Raw genomic sequence first — 26,805 nt, 5'->3', positions numbered from 1 at the left:
TCAAGTCGACCTATAGCTGCTTTGCTGCCCAGAATAATCGGATTTCAGCGGCTTAGCCTTTCATTTTGCACAATCGTCGGGACAATGCCCCCGAACTTGCCTTGGAGGATTCGCGAATGCGCGCCAACCGACTGTCTCTTGTTCTGCTCTTCGCCATAATGGCGTTCGCAGCCGCGCCGACAGTCAGGCAGGCGCTGGCCGAGGACGCCGCCAAGCCAGCCGATCCGGGGCTCTCCGATGTGCTGACCGACCTCTTGCATGGCGTCGAGGGCGAGAACGGCACCTCCGGTCCCGACAAACGCGTGCCGTTCGGCCGCGAGGAGGTGCAGCTTTCGTTCGCGCCGCTGGTCAAGCAGACGGCGCCGGCGGTGGTCAATGTCTATGCCTCACAGACGGCCAAGGTCACGTCGCCCTTTGACGGCGACCCGTTCTTCGAGGAATTTTTTGGCCGCGCACAGCCGCGCGCGCAATCCTCGCTCGGCTCGGGTGTGCTGGTTGACCCGAGCGGCGTCGTCGTCACCAATTTCCACGTGATCAAGGATGCTGACGAGGTCAAGGTCGCGACCGCCGACGGGCGCGAATTCACCTCGAAGGTCATGCTCAAGGACGAGACGCTTGACCTCGCCGTGCTCAAGATCACCTCCGACAAGCCGTTCCCGGTGATTGCCATCGGCGATTCCGACGCGCTCGAGGTCGGCGACCTGGTGCTGGCCATCGGCAATCCGTTCGGCGTCGGCCAGACCACCACCAGCGGCATCGTGTCGGCGCTTGCCCGCAGCCATATCGGCGTTTCGGATTCGGGCTACTTCATCCAGACCGACGCCGCCATCAATCCCGGCAATTCCGGCGGCGCGCTGATCAACATGGGCGGCCAGCTGGTCGGCATCAACACCGCCATCTACAGCCGCAGCGGCGGCTCGATCGGCATCGGCTTTGCCATCCCCGCCAACATGGTGCGCGCCTTCGCCGACGCGGCCAAGGCCGGGCTCGATTTCTTCGAGCGGCCCTATATAGGCGCCGAGTTCGAAGCGGTCACACCGCAGATCGCTGAATCGCTTGGCATGGAGAAGCCGACCGGCGCGCTGGTGTCGTCGGTTGAGGAAGCCGGACCGGCGGCCAAGGCAGGGCTGAAGCCCGGCGATGTCGTGCTGCAGCTCAATGGCACGACGGTCGAAGGCATCGAGGCGCTGGATTACCGCATGGCGACCCTGTCGATCGGCACCAAGGCGACCTTCGCCATCCTGAGCAAGGGCCAGCAGGCGACGATGGAGATTGCACTGGAGCGCGCGCCGGAAGGCGCCAAGGCGTCGGAAGTGACCCTGCATGGCCGCAGCCCGTTCTCCGGCGCCAAGGTCGCGGAACTGTCGCCCAGGCTCGCCCAGCGGCTCGGCCTGCGCACCGACCTCAAGGGGGTAACCGTGGTCGACATCAACCGCGATTCGCCGGCCGCCGATTTCGGCTTCCAGCCGGGCGACATCGTGCGCGAGGTGAACGGCACGACGGTCGATACGGCGGCGACACTGGCGCAGCTTGCCCAGCAGGATACACGCTGGTGGCGCTTTACCGTCGAGCGCGGCGGGCAGATACTGCGCCAGGTGTTGCGTTACTGAGGCGATCTTCCCATTTCTGAGGATCGTGCTCCAACCAGAAGACCTAGATGGCCGATCTGTTCAGCGTCGATGAACCGGAAAGAGCGCCGCCCGGCCGGCCTTTGGCCGATCGGCTGCGTCCGAAAAACCTCGGCGAGGTTGTCGGCCAGGAGCATTTGACCGGGCCGGACGGCGCGCTGACGCGGTTGATCAACTCCGGTTCGCTCGGCTCGATGATTTTCTGGGGGCCACCCGGCACCGGCAAGACCACGGTGGCGCGGCTGCTGGCCGGCGAGACCAGCCTTGCCTTCGAGCAGATCTCAGCGGTGTTTTCCGGCGTTGCCGATTTGAAGAAAGTGTTCGAGGCGGCAAAGCTGCGTCGCACCAATGGCCGCCAGACGCTGCTGTTCGTCGACGAGATCCATCGCTTCAACCGCGCCCAGCAGGATTCGTTTCTCCCGGTCATGGAGGACGGCACCGTCGTGCTGGTTGGCGCCACGACCGAAAATCCGTCCTTCGAGCTGAACGCCGCGCTTCTGTCGCGCGCGCGGGTGCTGGTGTTTCACTCGCTGGGCGAGGACAGCATTGCCAAGCTGATGACGCGCGCGGAGGAGACGGAGGGCAGGGCGCTGCCGCTCGACGACGAGGCGCGGGCGATGCTCATCCGCATGAGCGATGGCGACGGCCGGGCCTCGCTGACGCTGGCCGAGGAAGTCTGGCGCGCCGCCAAACCCGGCGAGGTTTTCGATCCCGAAGGGCTGCAGCGCATCGTCCAGCGCCGCGCGCCGATCTATGACAAGGGCCAGGACGGTCACTACAATCTGATCTCGGCGCTGCACAAATCGGTGCGTGGGTCCGACCCGGACGCGGCGCTTTATTATCTTGCCCGCATGTTCGACGCCGGCGAGGATCCGCTCTATCTCGGCCGCCGGCTGGTGCGCATGGCGATGGAGGATATCGGGCTGGCCGACCCGCAGGCGCTGGTTATCGCCAACGCCGCCAAGGACGCCTACGACTATCTCGGCTCGCCCGAAGGCGAACTGGCCTTCGCCGAGGCCACCGTCTATCTCGCCACCGCGCCCAAATCCAACGCCGTCTATACCGCCTTCAAGGCAGCCACGCGGGCGGCGAAGGAGTTCGGTTCGCTGCTGCCGCCCAAGCACATCCTCAACGCGCCGACCAAGCTGATGAAAGAGGAGGATTACGGCGCCGGCTACCGCTACGATCACGACCAGCCCGATGCTTTTTCCGGCCAGGACTATTTCCCCGAAAAGATGGGCCGGCAGACCTTTTATGATCCGCCCGAACGCGGCTTCGAGCGCGATATCAAGAAACGGCTGGACTATTGGGCAAAGCTGCGCAGCGAGCGGGAAAAATAGGTGCGCGGGACAAACGGGACGAACTCGGCCTGCCCGCGATGAACTGAAATTCTGTCCCCGCCAGTCACAGCAGTGTGATTGTACCGCATGACAAAAAGCCCTATCACGTCGCATGACTCGGCCGGGAGGCTGCCAGGACGGGCGATAATTCGGAACGGGGACAGCGCGCGGCGCGAACAGAAATGACAAAATCCCTTCGCAAAACGCTTCGCCAGGCTGTGATTGCTGTCCCGCTGCTCGTGCTCGGCTTCTATTTCATTCCGATCCTGACCACGATTTGGATCGTCTGCGGCCTGATCGATGTGCTGCGCAACGCCAGCAAGGATCTGTCGCTGTTGCGCGGCTATTTCCTCGGCAATGGCATCTTCACCTGGCTGCTGTCGCCCTTCAATCTGCTGGTGGACCTCGTTTGCTACCGCAACCCGGGTGTGTGGAAGCTGGAGCAGTTTCCTGCCGATTATCAGCGCGAGGTCAACGAGGTTCTTGACGTCTTCAAGGCGCGCAAGGACGAGATCATCGCCGATATCGACGCCAATTTCGGCACCGGTCGTCGCGGCATGTATGTCTATCAGTGGTACGGCAAGCACCGGATCGACAATGTTGCGGAATTCAACAAGGATTTCAAATACATCAAGACCATTGCCGTGTCTGTCTTCAGAGGCAAGGAATCGACTTCCTGGCATTTCGGACCGCTGCGGCTCAGCCTGCGCATCCTCTACAATCTCTTGCCGGTGAAGGCAGAGGTTTTCGTCGAATGCAACGGCGCCAGGAATTACTGGCACGACAACCCGCTCTATATTTTCGACGACACGCTGCTGCACCGCTCGGTCAACGAGTATGATGGGCGCCGCTACTGCGTGTTCATGGACATCATCCGCCCGTCGCCGTTCCCCGGTTTCATCGCCGGACTTCTGGCCATCGTTTCGGTCACCGTCGAGCGCATCAATTCCATGTTCTACAAGAACTGGAAGATGATCGGCTCGAGCAAGGCAAAGAAGGTCGAGACGACCTGAGGCGTTAGCCTGAAGGGATTGACCGCACTGCCTTGGCCGGGCAGTAAACGGGCATGTTCAATCTGCTTCTTGTTGTGGTCGGCGGCGGCATCGGCGCCGGCATCCGCCACCTGACCAACATCGGCGCCTTGCGCCTCGTCGGGCCCAACTACCCCTGGGGGACAATGGCGATCAACATCCTCGGCTCCTTTGTTATGGGGCTGTTCGTCGCCGCGCTGATGCGGCGCGGCGGTTCCAATGAGCTCCGGCTGTTCGTCGCCACGGGCATCCTTGGCGGCTTCACCACCTTCTCCGCCTTTTCGCTCGATTTCGCGACCCTGTGGGAGCGCGGAGCGACGCTGACGGCGTTGGGATATGCGCTTGCCAGCGTCGTTGGCGCCATTATCGCCCTGTTTCTGGGACTTTGGCTCGCAAGAACCGTTTCATAGTGTTATTGCCCCGACCTGGAGCACGCCGCATCCTCTGGACGCGCTGCAGAAACTTTGATCTTGCGCATGATCCTTTCCGAAAGCCGGAGTAGATTTTCGGGGTCACGCGTTAGAAACGGATAAAGCGAAAATCATGGCAGGCGTAGAACAGATCACGGTGGAGGCCGGCGAGGCGGGCATGCGGCTCGATCGCTGGTTCAAGACCCATTTCCCCGGCCTCGGCTTTGGCCATCTGCAGAAGTTGCTGCGCTCGGGCCAGATCCGCGTCGATGGCGGCCGGGTCAAGGCCGACAGCCGTGTCGAGCCCGGCCAGGTGGTGCGTGTGCCGCCGCTCGAGGTCGACAAGAAGGGCGAGAGTGCGCTTACGGGTTACTCGATCCGCAACCAGGGCGACGCCGATGTGCTGGCCAAGATGCTGATCCACGAAGATCCAAAAGTCTTCGTCTTCAACAAGCCGGCCGGCCTGGCGGTGCAAGGCGGCTCGGGCGTCACCCGCAATGTCGACGACATGCTGGAGGCCTGGCGCAGCCAGAAGGGCGAGAAGCCGCGCCTGGTGCACCGGCTCGACCGCGACACGTCGGGCGTGTTGGTGGTTGCCCGCACCAGGCTTGCGGCGATGAAGCTTTCCGAGTCATTCCGGGCGCGCGAGACCAAGAAGACCTATTGGGCGCTGGTCAAGGGCGTCCCGCCCAAGCGTGAGGACAAGATCTCGACCTGGCTGATCAAGGAGCCGACCGAGGACGGCGACCGCGTGCGCGTGGCAGCCCATGGCGAAAAGGGCGCCGACCACGCCGTGTCCTACTATCGCATCATCGAGCAGGCGGCTCAGACGATGACCTGGCTGGAAATGGAGCCGTACACTGGCCGCACCCACCAGCTGCGCGTTCATGCCGCCTATATCGGCTGCCCGATCCTCGGCGACCCCAAATATTTCGAGGCCGACACCAACTGGGACTTTCCGGGCGGCATTCAGAACCGCCTGCATCTGCATGCGCGCCGCATCGTCATTCCGCACCCGGACAAGGGCGTCATCGACGTCACCGCGCCGATGCCGCCGCATATGCGCCAGAGCTGGAACCTGATCGGCTTCGACGACGCCAGCGCGGAGGACTGACATTGGCCGTTGCCTCGGTATTGGATCGCCGCGATGCGGTCGATCTGGCGGCTGCTTCCATCATGGTCGGGTTGACCTTTTCCTGGGGGCTGAACTAAGTCGCCGCCAAGATCTCCTATGCCGGCTTCGATCCGGTTTTCGTCTCGATCGCACGTTCGATCATTGGCGGGCTCTGTGTGCTCGGCTGGTGCTGGCTGCGCGGCATCAGGCTGTTTAAGGCCGACGGGTCGCTTGTCGCCGGCATCATCGTCGGCGTGCTGTTCGGCGTCGAGTTCCTGTGCCTCTATATCGGGCTGGAATACACGACCGTTGCCCGCAACACACTGCTGGTCAACACCATGCCGTTCTGGGTCCTGATCGGCGGCCATTTCCTGCTCGGTGAGCGTATCAACGCGCGCAAGCTTGGCGGGCTCGTTCTCGCCTTCTGCGGCCTGGTGGCGGTGTTTTCAGACGGGATTGCCGGCGGCACCGACGTGACCTTGATGGGCGATCTGCTCAGCCTCGGCTCCGGTATTCTGTGGGCGGCGACCAGTATCGTCATCAAGCGTTCGAAACTGGTCGAGACCAGTGCCGAGAAATTGCTGCTTTATCAGCTGGCCGGTGCGGCCATTGTCGGTGTCCTGGTTCTGCCTTTCGCCGGCCCGCCGATCCGCGCGGTCAGTGCCTTGCCGACATTGGCGCTGCTGTTCCAGTCGCTCTATATAGTTGCCTTCACCTATGTGCTGTGGTTCTGGCTGCTCAGGCGCTATCCGGCATCGGGCCTGTCGAGCTTCGCCTTCCTGTCGCCGGTGTTCGGCGTCCTCTGCGGCGCTATCATTCTTGGCGAGGCGCCAACGACCAGGATCTTTGTGGCGCTTGGGCTGATCGCAGTCGGCCTGATCATCGTCAACCGGCCGGCGCGCAAGCAGGTACCTGGATAGAAAGTTCGACCATGCGTGACATCCTCAACGACCTCGAAGCGGGAAAGCATCTGTCCGATCCGGATCCGGTCCGCCGCGCGCAGATCCAGATGAAGACGCACCTGCCGAAGCGCTTCTACAAGGACGTGTCGGTCGCAGCTGTGGAGGACGGTTTTGCCGTCCATCTCGACGGCAAGCCGGTGCGCACGCCGGGCAAGGCGCTGCTGGCGCTGCCGACCGAAAAGGCCGCCGCCCTGGTCGCCAATGAGTTCGCTGCACAGGGCGAGACCATCGACCCGGTCACGATGCCGGTGCTGCGTCTGGTCAACACCGCCATCGACGGCGTCGCCAGCGACCCGCAGGCGGTGCTGGAGGACGTCTTGCGCTTCGCCTCGTCCGATCTGACCTGCTACCGCGCCGACGCGCCACAGGGGCTGGTCGAGCGGCAGAACCAGCATTGGGATCCGGTGATCGACTGGGCGAGAGCGACATTAGGGGCTCGGTTCAATCTCGCCGAGGGCATCATCCATGTCGAGCAGCCGCGCGAGAGCATCGCAGTGCTCGGCGCTCATCTTGCCCAGCGTGCCGAGCCGCTGCGGCTGGCCGCAATCCATGTCATGACTTCGCTGACCGGGTCGGCGCTGCTGGCGCTGGCGGTCGATTACGGCGCGCTCGATGGCGACGCGGCTTGGGCCGCCGGCCATGTCGACGAGGACTGGCAGATCGAGCATTGGGGCCAGGATGCCGAGGCTGTCGCACGCCGCTCGGCCCGCAAACGCGACATGATGGCGGCCGTCGGCCTGCTCGATGCGCTGAAGACCTGATCCTCGGCCTTTGCCGCACTGCACCTAATACCAAAGTCATAAATCCAAGGTCTGTCTGCCTCCGGCGGTCGCTTTCTGTCATTTTTTACGCTGATGGCTGGTTCGAGTCGCGTTCAGAGGGAACGCCGACGATGACGCCCAGCGTCGAAGGCAGACGATTCACGGGAGGACAGTTCAATGGCATTGGCATCGACCGCCGGCGGAGCCAGCCGCGGCATGACACGAGAGGAGAAGAAGGTCATCTTCGCCTCCTCGCTGGGCGCGGTTTTCGAATGGTATGATTTCTATCTCTACGGAGCGTTGGCCGGCGCGATCGGCTTGACCTTCTTCAACTCGTTTCCCGAAAGCACCCGCTACATCTTCACGCTGCTGGTCTTCGCCGCCGGCTTCATCGTGCGCCCGTTCGGCGCGCTGGTGTTCGGCCGCATCGGCGATCTCGTCGGCCGCAAATACACATTCCTTGTCACCATCATGATCATGGGTCTGTCGACTTTCCTTGTCGGCCTGCTTCCGGGTTCAGAGACACTGGGCATTCTGGCGCCGATCCTGTTGATCGCGCTGCGCATGCTGCAGGGCCTGGCGCTTGGCGGCGAGTACGGCGGCGCCGCGACCTATGTCGCGGAACATGCGCCGGACGACCGTCGCGGCTTCTACACCTCATGGATCCAGACGACGGCGACGCTCGGCCTTTTCCTGTCGCTGATTGTCATCCTGCTGGTGCAGAATTCCGTAAGCAAGGACGCCTTCAACGCCTGGGGATGGCGCATTCCGTTCCTGGTCTCGGCTATCCTGCTCGGCATTTCGGTCTGGATCCGGCTGTCGCTTTCGGAATCGCCGACCTTCCTGCGCATGAAGGAAGAGGGCAAGAGTTCCAAGGCGCCGCTGTCGGAAGCCTTCGGCCAGTGGAAAAACGCCAAGATCGCCATCCTGGCGCTGTTCGGCCTCACCGCCGGTCAGGCCGTGGTATGGTACAATGGCCAGTTCTATGCACTGTTCTTCCTGGCCAATGTGCTCAAGGTCGACGCGCAGTCGGTCAACATCATGATCGCCATTGCGCTGGCACTCGGCACGGGCTTCTTCGTCTTCTTCGGCTGGCTGTCCGACAAGATCGGCCGCAAGCCGATCATCATGGCCGGCCTTGCGCTGGCAGTCGTCACCACCTTCCCGCTGTTCAAGGCGTTGACCTGGGCCGCCAATCCGGCGCTCGCCACCGCACAGCAGAACACGCGCGCCACGGTGACGGCGGCTCCGGGAGACTGCAACTTCCAGTTCAACCCGACCGGCACGCGCGTACCGGTCAGTTCGTGCGATATCGCGACCGACTTCCTTGCCAAGAACTCGGTGCCTTACGACATCGTCTCTACCGCGGCGGCGGGGACCCCGGCGAGTGTCATGATCGGCAGCGAAACTGTGGCGTCTTATGATGCCAAGGCCGCGGGCGACAAGAAGGCTGCAAGCGACGCTGCCTTCAAGAAGGGTATCAACCTCGCGCTTCAGGGTGGCGGTTACCCGTTGAAGCGCGCTGCCGCCAAGGTTGCCGACCAGAAGCTCGACGCCTTTGTCGCGGCCAATCCTGAACTGAAGCTCGATGCGGCAGCCATCCGCGCCGGCGAAAAGACCGCGGTCCCGACCGAACAGGCCATCAAGGACAAGGTGCTGACCAAGGATGAGGCCGCGGGCGCCACCGAGGTGACCGTGTACAGCGTTCCGGCAGCGGGCGCGTTCGCGATGTTTGCCGACCCCGCACAGGTCAACTGGGCAAAGGTCATCGGCATCCTGTTCATCCTGGTCCTCTACGTGACCATGGTCTACGGGCCGATCGCGGCGATCCTGGTCGAGATGTTCCCGACACGCATCCGCTACAGCGGCATGTCACTGCCCTATCACATCGGCAATGGCTGGTTCGGCGGCCTGCTGCCCGCGATCGTGTTCGCGTTCAGCGCCTACAAGGGCGATATCTATTACGGCCTTTGGTATCCGGTGGTGATCGCGGCGGTGACGCTGATCATCGGCATGATCTTCGTCAGGGATACGCTCGGCACCGACCTGCATACCAAGCAGTAGCCGACGGCTCTGTATCAAACAAAAAACCCGGCGCGAGCGATCGCGCCGGGTTTTTGATTTGTGGGCCTGTTCGATCTATCAGCGCGGAAGACGCCTAGCTCTTGCGAGGCTGTTCGGCCTCCGCAATGGCGGCCTCATGATACCAGGCCCCGCCATGGGCAAGCGGGTGATCGCGCAGCGAAGCAAGCTCTGCCGCAAACTTGGCCTTTACGCCTAAATTTGAGGCACCCGCACGCGCTGCCACCGGGAACATCAGGATTTTGGCCGACGGACGGGCTGAGGTGATTTCCATGGTCGGTCTCCTTTCTTCTGGAGAGGCTCTTCGATTCATCTTTCCATCAAGGTAGGTCCTGCAATCCTTTTAGGCAAGATGCCTAAAGAAAGATCGGCATTTGCCTGTTATTTAAGCAAATTCTGCCTTTGATTGATCCGGGCGCATTGCTTAGGCGGCTTGCCATCACCGGCGGGATGAAAGGGCATTTTTGCCGCACCCTGACCAACTGAAGTGGCACACGATTTGCATTTTATCGACCGGCAGCTGGGCTGCTGGATGGCTCGGCGCGCCGGCGTCATCCAGGTTCGGTGATCAAGCAACGAGAGGCTCTAGAATGACGAAATACAAGCTCGAGTATATCTGGCTCGATGGTTACACGCCGGTCCCCAATCTTCGCGGCAAGACCCAGATCAAGGAGTTCGCCGAGTTCCCGACGCTCGAGCAGCTGCCGCTGTGGGGCTTCGACGGTTCTTCGACGCAGCAGGCCGAAGGCCACAGCTCCGACTGCGTGCTGAAGCCGGTCGCCGTATTCCCGGACCCGGCCCGCAGCAATGGCGTGCTGGTGATGTGCGAAGTGATGATGCCAGATGGCGTGACGCCGCATGTGTCCAACAAGCGCGCCACCATCCTCGACGACGAGGGCGCCTGGTTCGGCTTCGAGCAGGAGTATTTCTTCTACAAGGACGGCCGTCCGCTCGGCTTCCCCGAGAGCGGCTATCCGGCGCCGCAGGGCCCGTACTACACCGGCGTCGGCTATTCGAATGTCGGCCCGATCGCGCGCCAGATCGTCGAGGAGCATCTCGACCTTTGCCTCGCAGCAGGCATCAACCATGAAGGCATCAACGCCGAAGTGGCCAAGGGCCAGTGGGAATTCCAGATTTTCGGCAAGGGCTCCAAGAAGGCCGCCGACCAGATGTGGATGGCCCGTTATCTCTTGCAGCGCCTGACCGAAAAATACGAGATCGACATCGAGTATCACTGCAAGCCGCTTGGCGACACCGACTGGAACGGCTCGGGCATGCACGCCAACTTCTCGACCGCCTATATGCGCGAAGTCGGCGGCAAGGCCTATTTCGAAGCGCTGATGGCTCAATTCGACAAGAACCTGATGGACCACATCGCCGTCTACGGCCCGGACAATGACAAGCGCCTGACCGGCAAGCATGAGACCGCGCCGTGGAACCGCTTCAGCTACGGCATCGCCGACCGCGGCGCCTCGATCCGCGTGCCGCATTCCTTCGTCAACAATGACTACAAGGGCTACCTGGAAGACCGCCGCCCGAATTCGCAGGGCGACCCCTACCAGATCGCTTCGCAGATCCTGAAGACCATCGCGGAGGTTTCGACCAGCGCCCAGGTCTCGGCGGCCGCCTAAGCATCTATAGCGGCGCAGGCTTCGTAAGCCTGCGCCGTAGCCTGCCGCTACCACATCTACGGTCTGCTATTGGTCAAACAAAAACCCCGGCGTCTGAACTGACGCCGGGGTTTTTCCTTGTCGCTGAGGCTTATCGTTCAGACCGAATAGTACATGTCGTATTCGACCGGATGCGGGGTCATTTCGAAGCGCATCACTTCGGCCATCTTGAGCTCGATGTAAGAGTCGATCTGGTCGTCGTCGAAGACGCCGCCGGCTTTCAGGAAGCCGCGGTCCTTGTCCAAGCTTTGCAGCGCTTCGCGCAGCGAACCGCAGACGGTCGGGATCTTCTTCAGTTCCTTCGGCGGCAGGTCGTAAAGATCCTTGTCCATCGGCTGTCCCGGGTGGATCTTGTTCTTGATGCCGTCGAGGCCGGCCATCAGCATGGCGGCGAAAGCGAGGTAGGGGTTCGCGCCCGGATCGGGGAAGCGGACCTCGACGCGCTTGGCTTTCGGCGACGAGCCGAACGGAATGCGGCAGGAGGCCGAACGGTTGCGCGCGGAGTAGGCGAGCAGAACCGGTGCTTCATAGCCAGGCACAAGGCGCTTGTAGGAGTTGGTCAGCGGGTTGGTGAAGGCGTTGATCGCCTTCGCGTGCTTGATGATGCCGCCGATGTAGAACAGGCACGACTCCGACAGGCCGGCATATTCATTGCCGGCGAAGGTCGGCTTGCCGTTCTTCCAGATCGACTGGTGGACGTGCATGCCCGAGCCGTTGTCGCCGAAAATCGGCTTCGGCATGAAGGTGGCCGTCTTGCCATAGGCGTTGGCGACCTGGTGCACGACATATTTGTAGATCAGCATCTTGTCGGCGTTGCGGACCAGCGTGTCGAACTTGATGCCGAGCTCGTGCTGGGCAGCGGCAACCTCGTGATGGTGCTTTTCGACGCGCACGCCCATTTCGGCGAGCACGGTCAGCATTTCGGAGCGCATGTCCTGCGCGCTGTCGATCGGCGGCACAGGGAAGTAGCCGCCCTTGACGCGCGGGCGGTGGCCGAGATTGCCGGTCTCGTAATCGGTGTCGTCGTTGGACGGCAGTTCGGTCGAGTCCAGCTTGAAGCCGGTGTTGTAGGGATCGGCCTTGTACTTGACGTCGTCGAAGACGAAGAACTCGGCTTCGGGGCCGACATAGATGGTGTCGCCGATGCCTTCGGCCTTCATGTAGGCCTCGGCCTTCTTTGCAGTGCCGCGCGGATCGCGGTTGTAGGATTCGCCGGAGACCGGATCGAGAATGTCGCACAGGATGACCATGGTCGACTGGGCGAAGAACGGATCCATGTGGACGGTGTCCGCATCGGGCATCAGCACCATGTCGGACTCGTTGATCGCCTTCCAGCCGGCGATCGAGGAGCCGTCGAACATGACGCCGTCGGCGAACATGTCTTCCTCGACCTCGATGACATCCATCGTCACGTGCTGCAGCTTGCCCTTCGGATCGGTGAAGCGCAGGTCGACGAATTTCACGTCGTTGTCCTTGATCTGCTTCATGATGTCTTTGGCTGTCGTCATGTCGTTTCTTCCCTGTGTGATGACGTTTCGAGGAGACGTTAATCTGAAATCAGAAAGCTCAGACGGCGTCCATCCCCGTTTCGCCGGTACGGATGCGAACGACCTCCTCGATGTTGGAGACGAAGATCTTGCCGTCGCCGATGCGGCCGGTCTGCGCCGCCTTGCGGATGGCTTCGATGGCGCCTTCGACGGCGTCGTCGCCCAGCACGACTTCGATCTTCACCTTGGGCAGGAAGTCGACGACATATTCGGCGCCGCGATAGAGTTCGGTATGGCCTTTCTGGCGGCCAAAGCCCTTGGCCTCGGTCACGGTAATGCCTTGCAGACCGGCCTCCTGAAGCGCTTCCTTCACTTCGTCTAGCTTGAACGGCTTGATGATCGCTTCGATCTTTTTCATGTAGAAAGTGGCCTCCACTGCCAAAAAAACGGGTTGTGCGCCCCGCTTGCGCCTCCATCAAGCACGAACTGTGCCAATTTCAGCCCACGCGAAGCGGTTTCGCGCAATTCCAATGCCGCGCCGCGCCGGGATGCACATTCGCGTCATCCTCTGCTTCGGCTGCGGCAAAGCTGCCCGAAGCCTACACATTGCCGCTTCGGGCGTCTGCACGATAATTAGGCAGATTGCGCATTTTGCAGGCCCGCGCGGATCCGTGGCACCAGTCTGCGAAAGGATTGGCCGCACGCCAACGCAGCACCTGGCCGTTTGCTTCGAATCCGAAACTGGACAATGCTCGATAGGGACAAAGGGGTCGGCCTTGAACGAAATGCGGATCGGCAATCCATGAGCAATGAAGTCCTGTCGCCGGCCGAGATGGGCGAGACCGACCGGCTGGCGATCGCGGCCGGTCCGCTCGACGGCTATGGCCTGATGCAGCGCGCCGGCGAAGCGGTCGCTGCTGTGGTCCTGGCACGCTATCCCGCAGCAAGCCGCGTGCACGTGCTGTGCGGCCCCGGCAATAATGGTGGCGACGGCTATGTTGTAGCGCGGTTGCTGGCCGAGGCTGGTGTGAATGTGGCGCTCTGGGCCGAAGGCAAGCAGAAGCCCGGGAGTGATGCGGCGCGAGCTTCCGAGGCCTGCAATCTGCCGGTCGAGCACATCGGACACTGCTACCCGGAACCGGGTGAAGTCGTCGTGGACGCGCTCTATGGTGCGGGATTGTCGAAGAAGATATCCCTGCATGCCTCTGCCGTCTCAGGATTGGCCGCGGCGGAGCGCGTGCCTGTGGTGTCAATCGATCTGCCTTCTGGTGTGTCGGGCGAGACCGGCTTGAGCAACGCTTATTTCAAGGCCGACGTGACGGTGACGTTCGTGCGGAAAAAGCCCGGCCATCTGCTGATGCCGGGGCGCAGCCTCTGCGGCGAGATCATCATCGCCGATATCGGCATTCCGGATGCGATCGTCGATGAGTTCAAGATCAAGACGTTCGAGAACACGCCTGACTTCTGGCTATACAGTTTTCCGAAAACGGCGGCCGATACACATAAGTATAAGCGCGGCCACGTCAGCGTCTTTTCCGGCGGGCCGAGCGCGACAGGTGCGGCGCGGCTGTCGGCGATGGCTGCAGCCAGAGCCGGGGCAGGGGCGGTGACCGTGCTCTCGCCTGAAAATGCCATGCAGGTAAACGCCGCGCATCTGACATCGATCATGCTGCGCGAGGCCGGTTCGATGGAGGAAGTGCAGGAATTTTTGTCGGCGAGGCACCCCGAAGTACTTGTGTTCGGACCAGGGCTCGGGCCGAAACCCAAAGTGGGGGATTTCGCGTTGCAATTGATCGCGACGGTCGCTGACCTAAACCGCACGTCGACGAGTTCATTCGGAATTCAGCGCCCTGCCATTGTCTTGGATGCTGACGCCATCACGTCATTGGCGCATCAGCCTCAGGCCCTGTTCGACGCCGCGCTGCTCCCGTTGGGGCCGGTATTGGTGCTGACGCCGCATGAAGGCGAATTCGCCAGACTTTTTCCCGACATCGCGAAGGACAAGAAGCAGTCGAAACTCGCCAAGGCGCGCGCAGCCGCTGAACGAGCCAACGCCATCATGGTCTACAAGGGCGCCGACACCGTCATCGCGGCGCCGGACGGCCGCGCGGTGATCAACGCCAATGGTGCACCATGGCTCGCCACCGCTGGTTCCGGCGACGTGCTGGCGGGCATTGTCGCCGCGCTGCTGGCGCAGGGCATGCAGGCATTCGAGGCCGCCTGCGCAGCGGTCTGGATACACGCCGAGGCCGGCAGCCGCTTCGGACCGGGTCTGATCGCCGAGGATCTCCCGCTGGCACTGGTGCCGGTGCTGCGTGAACTGGTCGATGCACGGCAGAAGGTGGCGATCAGATGAAGCATTTCGCGCTCGCCATTGCAGCCATCATCGCGCTGTTCGCGTCACATGGCGTGCGTGCTCAAGAGCCCGTGACCATCGTCGACGATCCGGCGGTGCTCGCCGCCCTCGATGCCAAGGGTTTTGGCTTCGCCCGCATTTTCGCCGTCGACGGCGCGGACGATCTGAAGACGCTCTACAGTGAGGCGCCGGCCTATCGTGCTGTTGTCGACATGGTTGCGGCCGATATTGCCGCGCTGCGGGCCGAGATAAAGGCCGGCGGGCGCACGCTCTACGAGGTGACCGACGGCAATGTCGGCCGCATCATGGATATGCGCTGGCTGAAGACCGAGGCCGCGCGCTTCCGCCTGGTCGGCGTCGTCAACCGGCTCGACCGGCGCGATTTCAATGTTTTGGCTGGCGACAAGAGCTGTGGCGAGGTGCGCTTCATCTATCGCCTGGCCTACAGTTTCCGCAAGAACGGCAAGGTTCTGGCATCGCGGCTGCCATTCAATTTCAACGCCGTCTACAGCGTGGCGCCGGATGCCGATGGCGGCTGCGTCGGCGTTGCCGGGCGCTGGACACCGCAGATCGACGAAAACGTCGATGCCGGCTGGCTGGCCGGCGGTTCGCTGGCACCGGAGGAACTGACGTTCAAGCAGCTTGAACTCAACGCGCAGGTGGTGCGCTTTCCCTCGGGCCAGGAGACCGAATTCGGCGGGCAGGCGGCCTATCTGATGCGGATCTTCGGCATCGATGGCGCTGCCATCAGCGAGAAGCCGCTGGAGAATACGCCTGACGTTGCGCGGCTCTCGGATGATGCCGCACTGAAGAAAGGGCTCGCCGACTACGTCAGCGCCAATGTCGCGGCCGTCGATCTCGGCGTCTACGAAATCCCCGACGAATTCCTGGCCAAGAAAATCATCTCGTGGTCGACCTTCGGCAGCGCGAGACGGGCCAACCATCCGTTCACGCCGCTGTTCCAGCCAGCGGATTTCGCCGGCTTGGACTATGCGGCGCTAAAGCTGGTGCGGACACCGGAGGCGCTGGTCGAGCGGCTGGACAATGGCGCCTGCCAGGGGTGCCACCAGGCGGGCTCGACGGCCGGCTTTCACTTCATCGGCCTCGACGACAAAACGACGTCGCCTCTCAACCGGATCGAGGTCGGCATCTCGCCGCATCTCCATGCCGAGATTGCGCGACGTGAGGCCTGGCTGCGCGCGACGGAAGAAGGCAAGGAGCCGAACCGCTACCGGCCGCTGTCCTTCGCGCCGCCGGCGACATGGACCGATGCCGGCGATGTCGACTACGCCCCGGCCGAGATCGCGATGCCGTGCCTGATGCCGGATGATGCAAAACGCTTCGGCGCGACCTGGCAATGCGGTGGCGGCACCGTCTGCACGCCGCTCGCGACGGCCTCAGGCGTGCATACCGCGCTGGCGCAATGTCTGTTGCCCACGGACAGTCCAAAGATGTTTTCGGGCCATCCCTGCCTGACCGGGTCGATCTCCAGCAACCCGTCTCAGCCGTTCAACGACCGCTACAAGATCACCGGCCAGTTCGCCGCTTTTGCGCCGACCCTTTCGCGGACCGCCTACACCTGCCGGCCACCGAAAATCGGCGTACCGGCAGGCATCGCTTATCGCGCCTGCGACGACAAGGACCGCAGCTTCGCCGCCTTCAAGACGGGCAAGCCGATGCCATCGGAAATTTGCGGCATGGTCGGCGGCAAGAAATTCGACACCTGCGTCGCCACCAACAATTTCGACCAGTGCCTCGGCGGCGCGGTCAACCGCGGCAACCGTCCCGCATGTTCGGCCGATCATTTCTGCCGCGAGGATTATATGTGCCAGTCGCTGCCGCCGGACACGCCGGGCGCCGACAAGGTAAAAGGCATCGGCTACTGCTCGCCGACCTATTTCATCTTCCAGATGCGCATCGACAACCACGCAACGCCTTGGGCGACCGCGACCAGCGCCCCCAGGGATGCGGGGTTCGGCGCGGCGGAAGAGGAGTGAGCCTGCGAGTTGGGCGACCACCAGTTCAGCGCTGGAGATAGTCTTCCATCCGCGCAGTCCATTTGGTGTCGAATTCCGCAATATGCCGCTGTGCTACGCTCGAGTTCAGCAGCGTCGAGAGCGCGGTCACGGCGATCGGGTCCAGGTCGGGCGGCTCCGTGTAGCCAAGCGCCGCCAGCCGTTGAGCCCATGATGGATGGGTAGACTTTGCGTCATCCGGGCTTGCCCACGCCTTGCGGGCGCAAACATTGAGGCAAATGGGTTCTCGCAGCTGGCCGGCAGCTTCCAGCACGCGCTCGAGCGGCGCTCGCGGCGGACGCAAAGCACCTCGCAATTCATGCCGCAAAGGGTCATAGACCGTCTCCGTGAAATGCACGTCTGCCGTGGCAAGAAGCAACAGCGCGCGTGCGGCGTGCTCGGCGTCGCCGGAGGATGCCGCGTGTCGATCTGCCTTGATCTCCGCTTCGCGCGAAAGCCGGATTTCTTCCCGCTCGAACGATTGCGCCAGCCAGCCGATAGCGGCGTGGAGCAGGCTGCCTGTGATCGTGGTTCCGGGCGGGGCATACTCGAAGACAAATCCGAAACCGTTTTCGAACTCAGCGAGATTGAGGCTGCCATTGGTATCCTTGTTGCGCACATGCGCGTCCTCATGGGCAAGGATCGCGGCAAGCGCTCTTTCATCGGTCACTGCGAGGAGAGGGATGCCAATGGTTAGAAACAGCCGATTGCCGAGAAGGCCGAGAAGCGTGCGCTCTTCGCGCACGCTGGCGTTCAGGTTGCCCTCTAGTATGACAACCGTGCGCGCAGCACGGCGCGGTCCGGCGACGCTCCGCCACAGCGCCCACAGGCCGGGCGCTTCTGCTTCACTGACGCCTTTGATCTTGCTGCGTCGGAAGCCCGCAAACAATGTGCCGAACAGAAATGCCAAGGCCGTGGTGGCGATCGGCATGACGACGAAGCCGCTGGCCATAAACCAGATTGGTTGGTTGTCGAGCAGGGACATCCAGACGCAGAAGACGATGAGAGCGGGAACAACGAAAAACAGGACCGTGAACCTGCCAAACCGCCGACCGGCGCTGATGATCAGTCGCGACATTGGATGTTACAACGGGATGTTGTCGTGCTTCTTCCAAGGGTTCTGCATGTCCTTGTTGCGCAGCATGCGCAGTGCCCGGGCAATGCGGCGGCGGGTCGAATGCGGCATGATCACCTCGTCGACATAGCCGCGTTCGGCGGCGACGAAGGGCGACAGGAAACGGTCCTCGTAAGCCTTTGTGTGAGCTGCGATCTTTTCGGCGTCGCCAATATCCTTGCGGTAGATGATCTCGACCGCGCCTCTCGCCCCCATCACCGCGATCTGCGCCGTCGGCCAGGCATAGTTCATATCGCCGCGCAGGTGCTTTGAGGCCATCACGTCATAGGCGCCGCCATAGGCTTTGCGGGTGATGACCGTGATTTTCGGCACGGTCGCCTCGGCGTAGGCAAACAGGAGTTTCGCGCCATGCTTGATCAGGCCGCCATATTCCTGCGCGGTGCCGGGCAGGAAGCCGGGTACGTCGACGAAGGTGACGATGGGAATGGAAAAACAGTCGCAGAAGCGCACGAAGCGCGCCGCCTTGCGGCTTGCGTCGGAATCGAGCACGCCGGCCAGCACCATCGGCTGGTTGGCGACGAAGCCGACGGTGCGGCCTTCGACGCGGCCGAAACCGGTGACGATGTTCTTGGCAAAGTTCTGCTGGATCTCGAAGAAATCGCCTTCATCGGCAACTTTGAGGATCAGCTCCTTGATGTCGTAAGGCTTGTTGGCGTTGTCTGGGATCAGCCGGTCGAGCGACAGATCATGGTCGGTGACCGACTGGTAGCACTCGATCTCAGGAAGCTCCGACGTATTTGACGCGGGCAAAAGGTCTACCAGCCGGCGCATCTGCAACAGCGCCTCGACGTCATTGTCGTAGGCGCCGTCGGCAATCGACGATTTGGTCGTGTGGACGGACGCGCCGCCAAGGCTCTCGGCCGTCACCGTCTCGTTGGTGACCGTTTTGACCACATCCGGCCCGGTGACGAACATGTAAGAGGTGTCGCGGACCATGAAGATGAAGTCGGTCATGGCCGGCGAATAGACGTCGCCGCCGGCGCACGGGCCCATGATCACGGAAATCTGAGGAATGACGCCGGATGCGAGCACGTTGCGCTGAAAAATCTCGGCATAGCCGCCTAGCGCCGCCACGCCTTCCTGGATGCGGGCGCCGCCGGCGTCGTAGATGCCGATGATCGGCGCGCGGTTGCGTAGCGCCATCTCCTGCACCTTGATGACCTTTTCGGCGTGAGCCTCCGACAGCGAGCCGCCGAAGACGGTAAAGTCCTTGGCGAACAGATAGACCGGACGGCCATTGACGGTGCCCCAGCCGGTGACGACACCATCGCCGGCGATCTTGGTTTTCTCCATGCCGAAGTCGGTCGAGCGATGCTCGACATACATGTCGAACTCCTCGAACGAGCCTTCGTCGAGAAAGACATCGATGCGCTCGCGCGCGGTGAGCTTGCCCTTCTTGTGCTGGGCGTCGATGCGGGCCTGGCCGCCGCCCATGCGGGCGATCTCGCGGCGGCGCTCGAGTTCCTTCAGCACGTCCTTCATCGCTCGGTCCCCAGAAATGGCAGCTGCCTTTGTGGTAATGATGGCTGCGGGCGTGCGCAAGCGCCGCTTTCGCAGTCGATTTTGCTGCGCTGCAACATGTCGCCCCTTGCATTCCGGGGCGAACTCAGCCATATGCAGCCCATAGGCGCTTGGGCCGGGAGATTCCGGCCTTCTCGACAAATGAGACTGGTTGCGTCTGTTTTCCCTCTTTCCGGTATATCGGCCCCTCTTTCCGATACATCACGAAGTGGCGAAAGAGCCCCGTGGCATGACGCCTGCGGGCACGACAGCGCAGCCGAGTGGACGTTTCCGTCCGCCCGCCTTGTCGTTTCAAATCAATTTTTTCGACGGCAGGTTGCGCCCTGCCGCCATCGATGTTTGCGGCCAAGACCGCGTGAAAGAAGACTATTTTGACCAACGAAAACACCTCAGCCGGTAACGCGATCTCGACCGGCAACACTGCGGACCTCACCGGTTTCGCAGCTCTTGGGATCACGGGCGCGCTGCTCAAGGCGACGCATGGCGCCGGCTTCACCGAGCCGAAGCCGATCCAGACGCAGGCGATCCCGCCGCAGATGGAAGGCCGTGATATCTTCGGCATCGCCCAGACCGGCTCGGGCAAGACCGCTGCCTTCGCGCTGCCGATCCTGTCGAAGATCATCGCGCTCGGCACCAAGCGCCGAGCCAAGACCACTCGTGCGCTGATCCTGGCGCCGACGCGCGAACTCGCCGTCCAGATCGAGGACACCATCAAGATCCTCGCCAAGGGCGCGCATGTCTCGACCGCTCTCGTGCTTGGCGGCGTCTCGCGCTTCAGCCAGGTGAAGAAGGTTGCGCCCGGCGTCGACATCCTGATCGCCACGCCCGGCCGCCTGACCGACCTGGTGCGCGAGGGCGACCTCATTCTCTCCGACACCAAATGGCTGGTGCTGGACGAGGGTGACCGCATGCTCGACATGGGCTTCATCAACGACGTCAAGCGGATCGCCAAGGCGACCGCGCCCGACCGTCAGACGGTGCTGTTCTCGGCCACCATGCCCAACGAAATCGCCGAGCTGGCGAAGGGCCTGTTGAAGAACCCGATCCGCGTCGAAGTCGCGCCGCAGAGCACCGCGGCCGCCGAGATCGTGCAGGGCGTCGTCTTTGCCCGCACCAAGCAGAAGCGCCAGGTGCTGTCGACGATGCTCGCCGACGAGGCAATGAAGTCCGTCATCATCTTCTCGCGCACCAAGCATGGCGCCGACCGGGTGACCAAGGACCTCGAGCGCGACGGCTTCAAGGCCGCCGTCATCCACGGCAACAAGTCGCAGAACGCCCGCCAGAAGGCGCTCAACGATTTCCGCGAGGGTTCGGTGCGCATTCTCGTCGCGACCGACATCGCGGCGCGCGGCATCGACGTTCCCGGCATCAGCCATGTGGTGAATTTCGACCTGCCGGATGAGGCCGAAAGCTATGTCCACCGCATCGGACGTACCGGCCGTAACGGCATGGACGGCATCGCCATCACGCTTTGCGATCCTTCCGAAAACAGCAAGCTGCGTCAGGTCGAGCGCATCATCCGCAGCAAGCTGCCGATCGTTGCCGACCATCTCGGCAGCCCGGATCCGGTGCGCAATCCGGCCGAAAAGAACGAGCGCTTCGAGCCCGCCAATGATCGCAACGACCGCAATGGCCGTCGCGACGGCAGGCGGCCCGGTGGCCAGAACAACGGCTTCGCCAAGAAGCGTTTTGGTGACAAGCCGGCCTTTGCGGGTGCAAGCGAGCGCAAGCCGGAAGGCGCCAAGGCCTTCAAGGGCAACAACAACCGCCGCTTCGGCGGCAAGCGGCCCGCTGCGCGGGCTGCCTGATCAGACGAACCGGTCAGGCTCGTCGAGCCTGGCTTGATTGCTGACGATTGAATATGAGGACGGCCGGGGCAATGCTTCGGCCGTCCTTTTCGTTTAGGGCTGCCCGGTAATTGCCTTCACCCACACGACGATCCGCTGCGCCAGGAAAGCCGTGGTCGAGGGCGACAGCGCGTCGCCGGCAATGACGTGGTCGTCGGGATCGCCATTGTCGTCGACGGGCACCAGTTCATGCGGTGCGCCCCAGCGGCCGGCGATTTCGCGGGTGCGATCCTGGCGCACCACCTTGTCGGAATCCGAGAAGATGAACAGCGCCGGTATGGTTGCCTTCTCCACAGGCGCTGCGTAGGCAAGGTTGGTCAGCGCCGCCATCGGTAGCACAGCTGCCATTGGATATGTGTGCGTCCAGAGTTTCTCGTGCAGCGCGTTGCGGGTCGGAAAGCTGCGCTCCTTGCCGCCGACGAAATCGGCGATCTGCCTGCCCCAGGGCATGGTCAGCAGCTCGGCGCCTGAAGCCCTGATGCCAAAATTCGGCGAGATGAATGCGATTGCAGCGACGCCGTCCGATGCGCCAGGCTCAGTCGCCGCCCATGCCGCCAGCGATCCACCGGTCGAGGTGCCGATGACGATCACCTTGTCGCCGATGGCTCGGCCGATGGCGAGCGCCTCCTCATAGTCGTTGATCCAGGCATTGACGCTGCCTTGCGCCATAGCAGCGCCGTCCTGCCCATGACCGGTGAGGCGGGTGTAGAAAAGGTTGGCGTCGAGTTGGTCGGCGACCTCGTCGGCCAGCGGGCGAACCTCGCCCTTCGATGCCGAAAAGCCATGGATATAGACGATCGCCAATGGCGTCCTGGCGTGAACCATCGGATCGGCCCAGATGATTTCTTTCTCGAGCCCGTCGCGAACGTTGGGCACGGCAGCCTCTTCGCGCGCAATATACGCTTGCGGATCGTCGCCGATCACTTTGGGGTCGAAGCTGATTGTTGTGTCGACGGGAACGCGCGGACCAAGCAGGAGGGCCAAGACAAGGATGATGACGACGCCCAGCACCGCAAGCACGATCCGTCGCCCCATCTCAGACTCCACAACAATTCTAAAGCCTATGGCGGCCGGTGCAGTCAGGCAACAGCCGGACTGTGGACAGCTATTGGTTCGGCGGCTTGCGGTCGAAATTCAGCGGCCGCCCTGTCCAGCGGGTCGCCGTGCTGATGAACCACCGGCAGACTGGCCTTGGCAGCAGTGCCAGCACCTTCAGCCCCCAGCTCAGCCGGTGAGGGAAGGTAACCTCGAAGCCGCCATGCTCGATGCCGCGCAGCATGCGGCGCGAGGCGCGGTTGACCGGCATCAGTCCCGGCATCGGCAGCATGTTCTTTTCGGTCAGCGGCGTGTCGATGAAGCCCGGATTCATCACCTGGATCCGGACATTCATCTTGTCGAAATCGTATTTCAGCGACTCGGCCAAGATGTTGATCGCCGCCTTCGAGCCGCCATAGGCCGCCGTGGTCGGCCAGCCGAAATAGGCGGTAACCGATCCGACAAGCACAATATGGCCGCGCGCACGGATGCGCATGCGCTCCATGAGCGGGACGAGGCCATTGATGATACCGAAATAGTTGACCTCGAAGGTCTGGCGAAAGTCGCGGACCCTGAGGTCTTCGCCGGGCGTGGCGATGTAGTTGCCGGCGTTGAAGACGGCGAGCACGATCGGCCCGAGCTCCTTTTCAATCGCCGCCACCGTGCTTGCCATGCGCGGCTCATCGGTGACGTCGCAAGGGTAGGCGACGACACGTCCCGGCATCTGCGCCGTCTCGACGATGAGCGCGTCGAGTGGGTCGCCGTCGAGTGCGGTGACCGCGACGACAAAGCCCTTTGCCGCGAGGTCCTTGGCCAGCGCACGGCCGATGCCGCTGCTGCCGCCGGTTATCCAGGCGACGCCGTGCTTCGGGTTGGCCCGGTAAAGTGTCATTCTGCGCCCTGCCGATCTGTCATTAGTGCTCTAGCGGTGAAAAAATCGAATGAAAAGAGCGCTTTTCCGTACTGGTTGAAATGATCGTCATCGCGCGTTGTCCGGCCGCGGGAGATTGCAGTGCCCGAAATGCGACTGGACCAGGCGAATTCTTGCCTTGAAACGCAAGCTTCGGGTTTCTAGGGTCTCGCCGCAGCTACATAAGGAATCCCGGATGCCCCGTTCTGTGATCGAAGCGATCGGCAACACGCCCCTGATCCGCCTCAACAAGGCCTCGGAGCAGACCGGCTGCGAGATCCTGGGCAAGGCCGAGTTCATGAACCCCGGCCAGTCGGTCAAGGATCGCGCCGGCCTGTTCATCATCCGCGACGCCGAACAGCGCGGGCTGTTGAAGCCGGGCGGGGTCATCGTCGAAGGCACGGCAGGCAATACCGGCATTGGCCTGACGCTGGTTGCCAAGGCGCTGGGCTATCGCACAGTGATCGTTATTCCCGACACCCAGAGCCAGGAAAAGAAGGACACGATCAAGCTGCTTGGTGCCGAGCTGATCGAAGTGCCGGCGGTGCCTTACAAGAACCCCAACAATTACGTGAAACTGTCGGGGCGGTTGGCCGAGCAGATGGCGAGGTCGGAGCCGAACGGCGCGATCTGGGCCAACCAGTTCGACAACGTTGCCAATCGCGACGGCCATATCCGCACCACGGCGGAAGAAATCTGGATGCAGACCGGCGGCAAGGTCGACGGTTTCGTCTCGGCGGTGGGTTCGGGCGGAACGCTGGCCGGCGTCGCCTTCGGGCTGAAGGCCAAGAGCAGCAACGTCAAGATCGCGCTCGCCGATCCGCTGGGTGCGGCGCTCTATTCCTTCTACACCAGTGGCGAATTGAAGTCCGACGGCAGCTCGATCACCGAAGGGATAGGGCAGGGGCGCATCACGGCAAATCTCGATGGGTTCACGCCGGACTTCTCGTTCCAGGTGCCGGACGAAGAGGCGCTGCCGATCGTCTTCGACCTGATCCAGGAAGAAGGCCTGTGCGTCGGCGGTTCGACCGGCATCAACATTGCCGGCGCTATACGGATGGCGCGCGAGCTTGGCCCCGGCCACACCATCGTGACCATACTTGCCGACTATGGCACGCGCTACCAGTCGAAGCTGTTCAACCCGGAATTCCTGCGCGAGAAGAACCTGCCGGTGCCGGGCTGGATGGATGAGCGCAGCACAATTCCGGTGCCGTATGAGAAGGTCGCCTGATGGCGCACAGAACAGAAGCGCTGTTTCGCGACGACGCCTATCTCAGAGCGGCCGACGCCACCGTTGTCGCCATCAACGAGCGCGGCGGCATCATTCTCGACCGGACCATCTTCTATGCCACATCGGGCGGCCAGCCTGGCGATACCGGCACATTAGAGCGCGCCGACGGCACCCGCATCGCCATTGCCGCCACCATCACCGGCGAGACCAAGGACGAGATCATCCATGTGCCGGCGCCGGAGCAGCCGGCACCCGAGGTCGGCGAGCAGGTGAAACTCGCCATCGACTGGGAGCGGCGGCATCTCCTGATGCGCATGCACGCAGCTTGCCATTTGCTCACCGTCGTCTGTCCGTTTCCGATTACCGGTGCTGCGGTTTCCGAAGATGACAGCCGCGTCGACTTCGACGCTCCCGATGCCGGCTTCACCAGGGAAGACGTCACCGCCGGGCTGATGGAGCTGGTGCGGGCCGATCATCCGATCTTCGTCAGGCTGATCACCGACGAGGAACTGGCAGCCAATCCTGGCCTGGTGAAATCCAAGACTGTCCGGCCGCCCGCCGGCACCGGCAAGATCCGCCTGGTCTGCATCGGCGACAACGCTTCGATCGACAGCCAGCCCTGCGGCGGCACCCATGTCAAAAGCACCGGCGAAGTCGGTGAAATCCACATCGGCAAGATCGAGAAGAAGGGCCGCGAAAACCGGCGTTTTCGCATTCGCTTCGGACCAATGCCGGTAGCTTGAACGAACCATGATCCCGAAAAGTGGAAGCGGGTTTTCGGGGAAGATCATGGTCAACAGGAAGCAATGCTTCGCCAAGGCGGAGCAGGAGAAGAACAATGGCCGATGACAGCCCTTTCACCGTCGATGCGGACTGGTTGCAGAGCCGTCTTGGCGAGCCCGGCCTGACGATCGTCGATGCATCCTGGTATCTGCCGGCGCAGAAGCGCGATGCGCGCGCCGAGTATGAGGCTGCGCATATTCCGGGTGCGCGATTCTTCGATCATGATGCGGCCTCCGATCCTGATGCCAAGCTGCCGCACACGCTGCCCTCGCCACAGCATTTCGCGCAATATGTAGGCGCCATGGGAATTTCGGCCGACGACACCATTGTCGTCTATGACGGTCCGGGTTTCTTCTCGGCGCCGCGCGCCTGGTGGATGTTCCGCGTCATGGGCGTGTTCCAGGTCTATGTGCTCGACGGCGGCTTCGACCGCTGGAAGGCGGCGGGCCGGCCGGTGACGGCGGAGCCGACCAAGATCGCGCCGAATGTGTTTCATGCCGATTTCGATGCCGCTCGCGTCGCCAGCCTTGCCGACATGCGCCGCATCGTCGAGACTGGCGAGAGCCAGATTGCGGACGCCCGAGGCGCGGGCCGCTTCACCGGCGCCGAGCCAGAGCCCCGCGCGGGTGTTCGCTCCGGCCACATGCCCGGCGCGCACAATTTGCCTTATTCGGCGCTGTCACAGGATGGCGCGCTGTTGTCGAAGGACCAGTTGCGCAAGGCCGTTGAGGATGCCGGTATCGATCTGTCGAAACCGGTCGTCACCTCTTGCGGTTCCGGCATCACGGCGGCTGTCGTCACTCTGGCGCTGGAGACGCTCGGCCACACCGACAACCGGCTCTACGACGGCTCATGGACGGAATGGGGCGGGCTGGCAGACACGCCCGTGGTGACGGGCAAGGAATGATGGCGATGGAAAATGGCGCGCTGGACGACATCGAGGTCACGGTCACGTTTCTGGAAATGCATGTGCCGCCGGCCTATTCGCCGCCCTTGCCCTACAACAGGCAGATCGCGCTGCTCAGGACCAAGGACATTCCGCTGCATTTCTATCGCTATCTGATGGATCGGGTCGGGCGCAAATGGCATTGGGTCAATGTGCTGAGGCTGGACGATGACGAGCTTGCCGCCGGGATCCACCGCGAGGACCGCGACATCAGGGTGCTTTATCTCGACGGCGCGCCGGCCGGTTTCTTCGACCTCAAGCCGCATTTGCCAGAGGAAGTCGAGCTCGCCTATTTCGGCATGATGGAACATGCGACCGGGCAAGGCATCGGCCGTTGGTTCCTCGGTGCGGCGATTGCCGCAGCATGGTCGTATGGGCCGAAACGGGTAACGGTGCAGACCTGCACGCTCGACCATCCGGCTGCCTTGCCGCTCTACCAGAAGCTCGGTTTTGCGCCGGTGGCGCAAAAGAAGGAGACCGTGCATCCGCTGTCGTTCGCCGAGCGCTCGGCCAGCGTCATGCGGCCGTGACTTTCTCCGAC

General features: G+C 62.6%; 22 protein-coding genes and 1 pseudogene. 16 read left to right on the top strand and 7 right to left on the bottom strand.

The annotated features are described in order from the left end of the window. The first annotated feature begins 116 nt into the window (after positions 1 to 116). The 8 genes and pseudogenes from NKJ77_RS09035 (at position 117) to NKJ77_RS09000 (ending at position 9,310) form a co-directional block, all read left to right on the top strand. Positions 117 to 1,610 carry a DegQ family serine endoprotease gene (locus tag NKJ77_RS09035; protein WP_023682596.1) on the top strand — a complete coding sequence of 498 codons (1,494 nt, stop codon included), beginning with the start codon at positions 117 to 119 and terminating at the stop codon, positions 1,608 to 1,610. Between the two features lie 47 nt (positions 1,611 to 1,657). Then, entirely contained in the window at positions 1,658 to 2,968 is a 1,311-nt protein-coding gene (locus NKJ77_RS09030; RefSeq protein ID WP_023682595.1) for a replication-associated recombination protein A, read from the top strand. Between the two features lie 182 nt (positions 2,969 to 3,150). Continuing rightward, the gene (locus NKJ77_RS09025) at positions 3,151 to 3,981 is read left to right on the top strand and encodes an aspartyl/asparaginyl beta-hydroxylase domain-containing protein (protein WP_023738900.1); all 831 of its coding nucleotides are present in this window, start codon (positions 3,151 to 3,153) and stop codon (positions 3,979 to 3,981) included. A 53-nt stretch (positions 3,982 to 4,034) separates the two neighbouring features. Then, positions 4,035 to 4,409: a fluoride efflux transporter CrcB gene (crcB, locus tag NKJ77_RS09020; protein ID WP_023682593.1), complete on the top strand. Its 375-nt coding sequence runs from the start codon at positions 4,035 to 4,037 to the stop codon at positions 4,407 to 4,409. Positions 4,410 to 4,542: 133 nt separating this feature from the next. Further along, entirely contained in the window at positions 4,543 to 5,523 is a 981-nt protein-coding gene (locus NKJ77_RS09015; protein ID WP_023672769.1) for an RluA family pseudouridine synthase, read from the top strand. A 62-nt stretch (positions 5,524 to 5,585) separates the two neighbouring features. Next, positions 5,586 to 6,443, top strand: a pseudogene (locus tag NKJ77_RS09010) (DMT family transporter). 11 nt (positions 6,444 to 6,454) lie between these two features. Continuing rightward, positions 6,455 to 7,246, top strand: coding sequence for an ATP12 family chaperone protein (locus NKJ77_RS09005; protein ID WP_023738898.1), 792 nt, complete (start codon positions 6,455 to 6,457; stop codon positions 7,244 to 7,246). Between the two features lie 177 nt (positions 7,247 to 7,423). Continuing rightward, entirely contained in the window at positions 7,424 to 9,310 is a 1,887-nt protein-coding gene (locus tag NKJ77_RS09000) for an MFS transporter (RefSeq protein WP_023682590.1), read from the top strand. 94 nt (positions 9,311 to 9,404) lie between these two features. Here the strand turns inward: NKJ77_RS09000 and NKJ77_RS08995 are convergent, their stop codons facing one another. Next, positions 9,405 to 9,602 carry a DUF2735 domain-containing protein gene (locus tag NKJ77_RS08995; RefSeq protein WP_023706518.1) on the bottom strand — a complete coding sequence of 66 codons (198 nt, stop codon included), beginning with the start codon at positions 9,600 to 9,602 and terminating at the stop codon, positions 9,405 to 9,407. A 316-nt stretch (positions 9,603 to 9,918) separates the two neighbouring features. Here NKJ77_RS08995 and NKJ77_RS08990 point away from each other — a divergent pair, with 316 nt between their 5' ends. Then, a complete protein-coding gene (locus NKJ77_RS08990) occupies positions 9,919 to 10,959 on the top strand; it encodes a glutamine synthetase beta-grasp domain-containing protein (protein ID WP_023691256.1) in 1,041 nt (346 codons plus the stop codon). Positions 10,960 to 11,096: 137 nt separating this feature from the next. Here NKJ77_RS08990 and glnA read toward each other — a convergent pair whose 3' ends face one another. Next, positions 11,097 to 12,506 carry a type I glutamate--ammonia ligase gene (glnA, locus tag NKJ77_RS08985; RefSeq protein WP_023672775.1) on the bottom strand — a complete coding sequence of 470 codons (1,410 nt, stop codon included), beginning with the start codon at positions 12,504 to 12,506 and terminating at the stop codon, positions 11,097 to 11,099. Positions 12,507 to 12,564: 58 nt separating this feature from the next. Further along, positions 12,565 to 12,903, bottom strand: coding sequence for a P-II family nitrogen regulator (locus tag NKJ77_RS08980; protein WP_006205430.1), 339 nt, complete (start codon positions 12,901 to 12,903; stop codon positions 12,565 to 12,567). A gap of 384 nt (positions 12,904 to 13,287) precedes the next feature. Here NKJ77_RS08980 and NKJ77_RS08975 point away from each other — a divergent pair, with 384 nt between their 5' ends. After that, positions 13,288 to 14,841: a bifunctional ADP-dependent NAD(P)H-hydrate dehydratase/NAD(P)H-hydrate epimerase gene (locus NKJ77_RS08975; RefSeq protein ID WP_023832213.1), complete on the top strand. Its 1,554-nt coding sequence runs from the start codon at positions 13,288 to 13,290 to the stop codon at positions 14,839 to 14,841. Next, on the top strand, positions 14,838 to 16,838 hold the full coding sequence (locus tag NKJ77_RS08970; protein ID WP_023832212.1) for a hypothetical protein: 2,001 nt from the start codon (positions 14,838 to 14,840) through the stop codon (positions 16,836 to 16,838). Before NKJ77_RS08975 ends, NKJ77_RS08970 begins: the two co-directional genes overlap by 4 nt. A 25-nt stretch (positions 16,839 to 16,863) precedes the next feature. Here the strand turns inward: NKJ77_RS08970 and NKJ77_RS08965 are convergent, their stop codons facing one another. Both NKJ77_RS08965 and NKJ77_RS08960 read right to left on the bottom strand, forming a co-directional pair. Next, on the bottom strand, positions 16,864 to 17,934 hold the full coding sequence (locus NKJ77_RS08965) for a M48 family metallopeptidase (protein ID WP_352534955.1): 1,071 nt from the start codon (positions 17,932 to 17,934) through the stop codon (positions 16,864 to 16,866). A gap of 6 nt (positions 17,935 to 17,940) precedes the next feature. Next, positions 17,941 to 19,473 carry an acyl-CoA carboxylase subunit beta gene (locus NKJ77_RS08960; RefSeq protein WP_023682585.1) on the bottom strand — a complete coding sequence of 511 codons (1,533 nt, stop codon included), beginning with the start codon at positions 19,471 to 19,473 and terminating at the stop codon, positions 17,941 to 17,943. Between the two features lie 410 nt (positions 19,474 to 19,883). On the opposite strand from NKJ77_RS08960, the gene NKJ77_RS08955 reads away from it, so the two are divergent. Continuing rightward, a complete protein-coding gene (locus NKJ77_RS08955) occupies positions 19,884 to 21,320 on the top strand; it encodes a DEAD/DEAH box helicase (protein WP_352534953.1) in 1,437 nt (478 codons plus the stop codon). Positions 21,321 to 21,413: 93 nt separating this feature from the next. Here NKJ77_RS08955 and NKJ77_RS08950 read toward each other — a convergent pair whose 3' ends face one another. Continuing rightward, positions 21,414 to 22,394, bottom strand: coding sequence for an alpha/beta hydrolase (locus tag NKJ77_RS08950; RefSeq protein ID WP_023698794.1), 981 nt, complete (start codon positions 22,392 to 22,394; stop codon positions 21,414 to 21,416). Between the two features lie 70 nt (positions 22,395 to 22,464). Beyond that, positions 22,465 to 23,286 carry an SDR family oxidoreductase gene (locus tag NKJ77_RS08945; protein WP_023698793.1) on the bottom strand — a complete coding sequence of 274 codons (822 nt, stop codon included), beginning with the start codon at positions 23,284 to 23,286 and terminating at the stop codon, positions 22,465 to 22,467. A 214-nt stretch (positions 23,287 to 23,500) separates the two neighbouring features. Between NKJ77_RS08945 and NKJ77_RS08940 the strand changes: the two genes are divergently transcribed. The 4 genes from NKJ77_RS08940 to NKJ77_RS08925 all read left to right on the top strand — a co-directional run bounded on the left by NKJ77_RS08940 (position 23,501) and on the right by NKJ77_RS08925 (position 26,794). Continuing rightward, entirely contained in the window at positions 23,501 to 24,535 is a 1,035-nt protein-coding gene (locus tag NKJ77_RS08940; RefSeq protein WP_023830002.1) for a cysteine synthase A, read from the top strand. Next, positions 24,535 to 25,278, top strand: a complete 744-nt coding sequence (locus tag NKJ77_RS08935; RefSeq protein ID WP_023832210.1) for an alanyl-tRNA editing protein — start codon at positions 24,535 to 24,537, stop codon at positions 25,276 to 25,278. Before NKJ77_RS08940 ends, NKJ77_RS08935 begins: the two co-directional genes overlap by 1 nt. A gap of 95 nt (positions 25,279 to 25,373) precedes the next feature. After that, positions 25,374 to 26,225, top strand: a complete 852-nt coding sequence (gene sseA / locus NKJ77_RS08930; RefSeq protein ID WP_023691267.1) for a 3-mercaptopyruvate sulfurtransferase — start codon at positions 25,374 to 25,376, stop codon at positions 26,223 to 26,225. 5 nt (positions 26,226 to 26,230) lie between these two features. Further along, complete coding sequence (locus NKJ77_RS08925) at positions 26,231 to 26,794, top strand: GNAT family N-acetyltransferase (RefSeq protein WP_023682574.1); 564 nt, start codon at positions 26,231 to 26,233, stop codon at positions 26,792 to 26,794. Positions 26,795 to 26,805: the final 11 nt, after the last annotated feature.

Source organism: Mesorhizobium sp. M0052, assembly GCF_040323255.1.
Classification (GTDB): Bacteria; Pseudomonadota; Alphaproteobacteria; order Rhizobiales; family Rhizobiaceae; genus Mesorhizobium.
The sequence above is the reverse complement of the archived record's forward strand: the minus strand, read 5'-3'. Positions and strand labels throughout refer to the sequence as shown.

Bases quoted from the DNA above. Each gene is read 5' to 3' on its own strand.
- NKJ77_RS08960 (WP_023682585.1), bottom strand. From the start codon at position 19,473: ATGAAGGACGTGCTGAAGGAACTCGAGCGCCGCCGCGAGATCGCCCGC.
- NKJ77_RS09015 (WP_023672769.1), top strand. From the start codon at position 4,543: ATGGCAGGCGTAGAACAGATCACGGTGGAGGCCGGCGAGGCGGGCATG.
- NKJ77_RS08945 (WP_023698793.1), bottom strand. From the start codon at position 23,286: ATGACACTTTACCGGGCCAACCCGAAGCACGGCGTCGCCTGGATAACC.
- NKJ77_RS08935 (WP_023832210.1), top strand. From the start codon at position 24,535: ATGGCGCACAGAACAGAAGCGCTGTTTCGCGACGACGCCTATCTCAGA.
- NKJ77_RS08925 (WP_023682574.1), top strand. From the start codon at position 26,231: ATGGAAAATGGCGCGCTGGACGACATCGAGGTCACGGTCACGTTTCTG.
- glnA (WP_023672775.1), bottom strand. From the start codon at position 12,506: ATGACGACAGCCAAAGACATCATGAAGCAGATCAAGGACAACGACGTG.
- NKJ77_RS09025 (WP_023738900.1), top strand. From the start codon at position 3,151: ATGACAAAATCCCTTCGCAAAACGCTTCGCCAGGCTGTGATTGCTGTC.
- NKJ77_RS08940 (WP_023830002.1), top strand. From the start codon at position 23,501: ATGCCCCGTTCTGTGATCGAAGCGATCGGCAACACGCCCCTGATCCGC.
- NKJ77_RS08980 (WP_006205430.1), bottom strand. From the start codon at position 12,903: ATGAAAAAGATCGAAGCGATCATCAAGCCGTTCAAGCTAGACGAAGTG.
- NKJ77_RS09030 (WP_023682595.1), top strand. From the start codon at position 1,658: ATGGCCGATCTGTTCAGCGTCGATGAACCGGAAAGAGCGCCGCCCGGC.
- NKJ77_RS08950 (WP_023698794.1), bottom strand. From the start codon at position 22,394: ATGGGGCGACGGATCGTGCTTGCGGTGCTGGGCGTCGTCATCATCCTT.
- NKJ77_RS08995 (WP_023706518.1), bottom strand. From the start codon at position 9,602: ATGGAAATCACCTCAGCCCGTCCGTCGGCCAAAATCCTGATGTTCCCG.
- sseA (WP_023691267.1), top strand. From the start codon at position 25,374: ATGGCCGATGACAGCCCTTTCACCGTCGATGCGGACTGGTTGCAGAGC.
- NKJ77_RS08965 (WP_352534955.1), bottom strand. From the start codon at position 17,934: ATGTCGCGACTGATCATCAGCGCCGGTCGGCGGTTTGGCAGGTTCACG.
- NKJ77_RS09035 (WP_023682596.1), top strand. From the start codon at position 117: ATGCGCGCCAACCGACTGTCTCTTGTTCTGCTCTTCGCCATAATGGCG.
- NKJ77_RS08990 (WP_023691256.1), top strand. From the start codon at position 9,919: ATGACGAAATACAAGCTCGAGTATATCTGGCTCGATGGTTACACGCCG.
- crcB (WP_023682593.1), top strand. From the start codon at position 4,035: ATGTTCAATCTGCTTCTTGTTGTGGTCGGCGGCGGCATCGGCGCCGGC.
- NKJ77_RS08975 (WP_023832213.1), top strand. From the start codon at position 13,288: ATGAGCAATGAAGTCCTGTCGCCGGCCGAGATGGGCGAGACCGACCGG.
- NKJ77_RS09005 (WP_023738898.1), top strand. From the start codon at position 6,455: ATGCGTGACATCCTCAACGACCTCGAAGCGGGAAAGCATCTGTCCGAT.
- NKJ77_RS08970 (WP_023832212.1), top strand. From the start codon at position 14,838: ATGAAGCATTTCGCGCTCGCCATTGCAGCCATCATCGCGCTGTTCGCG.
- NKJ77_RS09000 (WP_023682590.1), top strand. From the start codon at position 7,424: ATGGCATTGGCATCGACCGCCGGCGGAGCCAGCCGCGGCATGACACGA.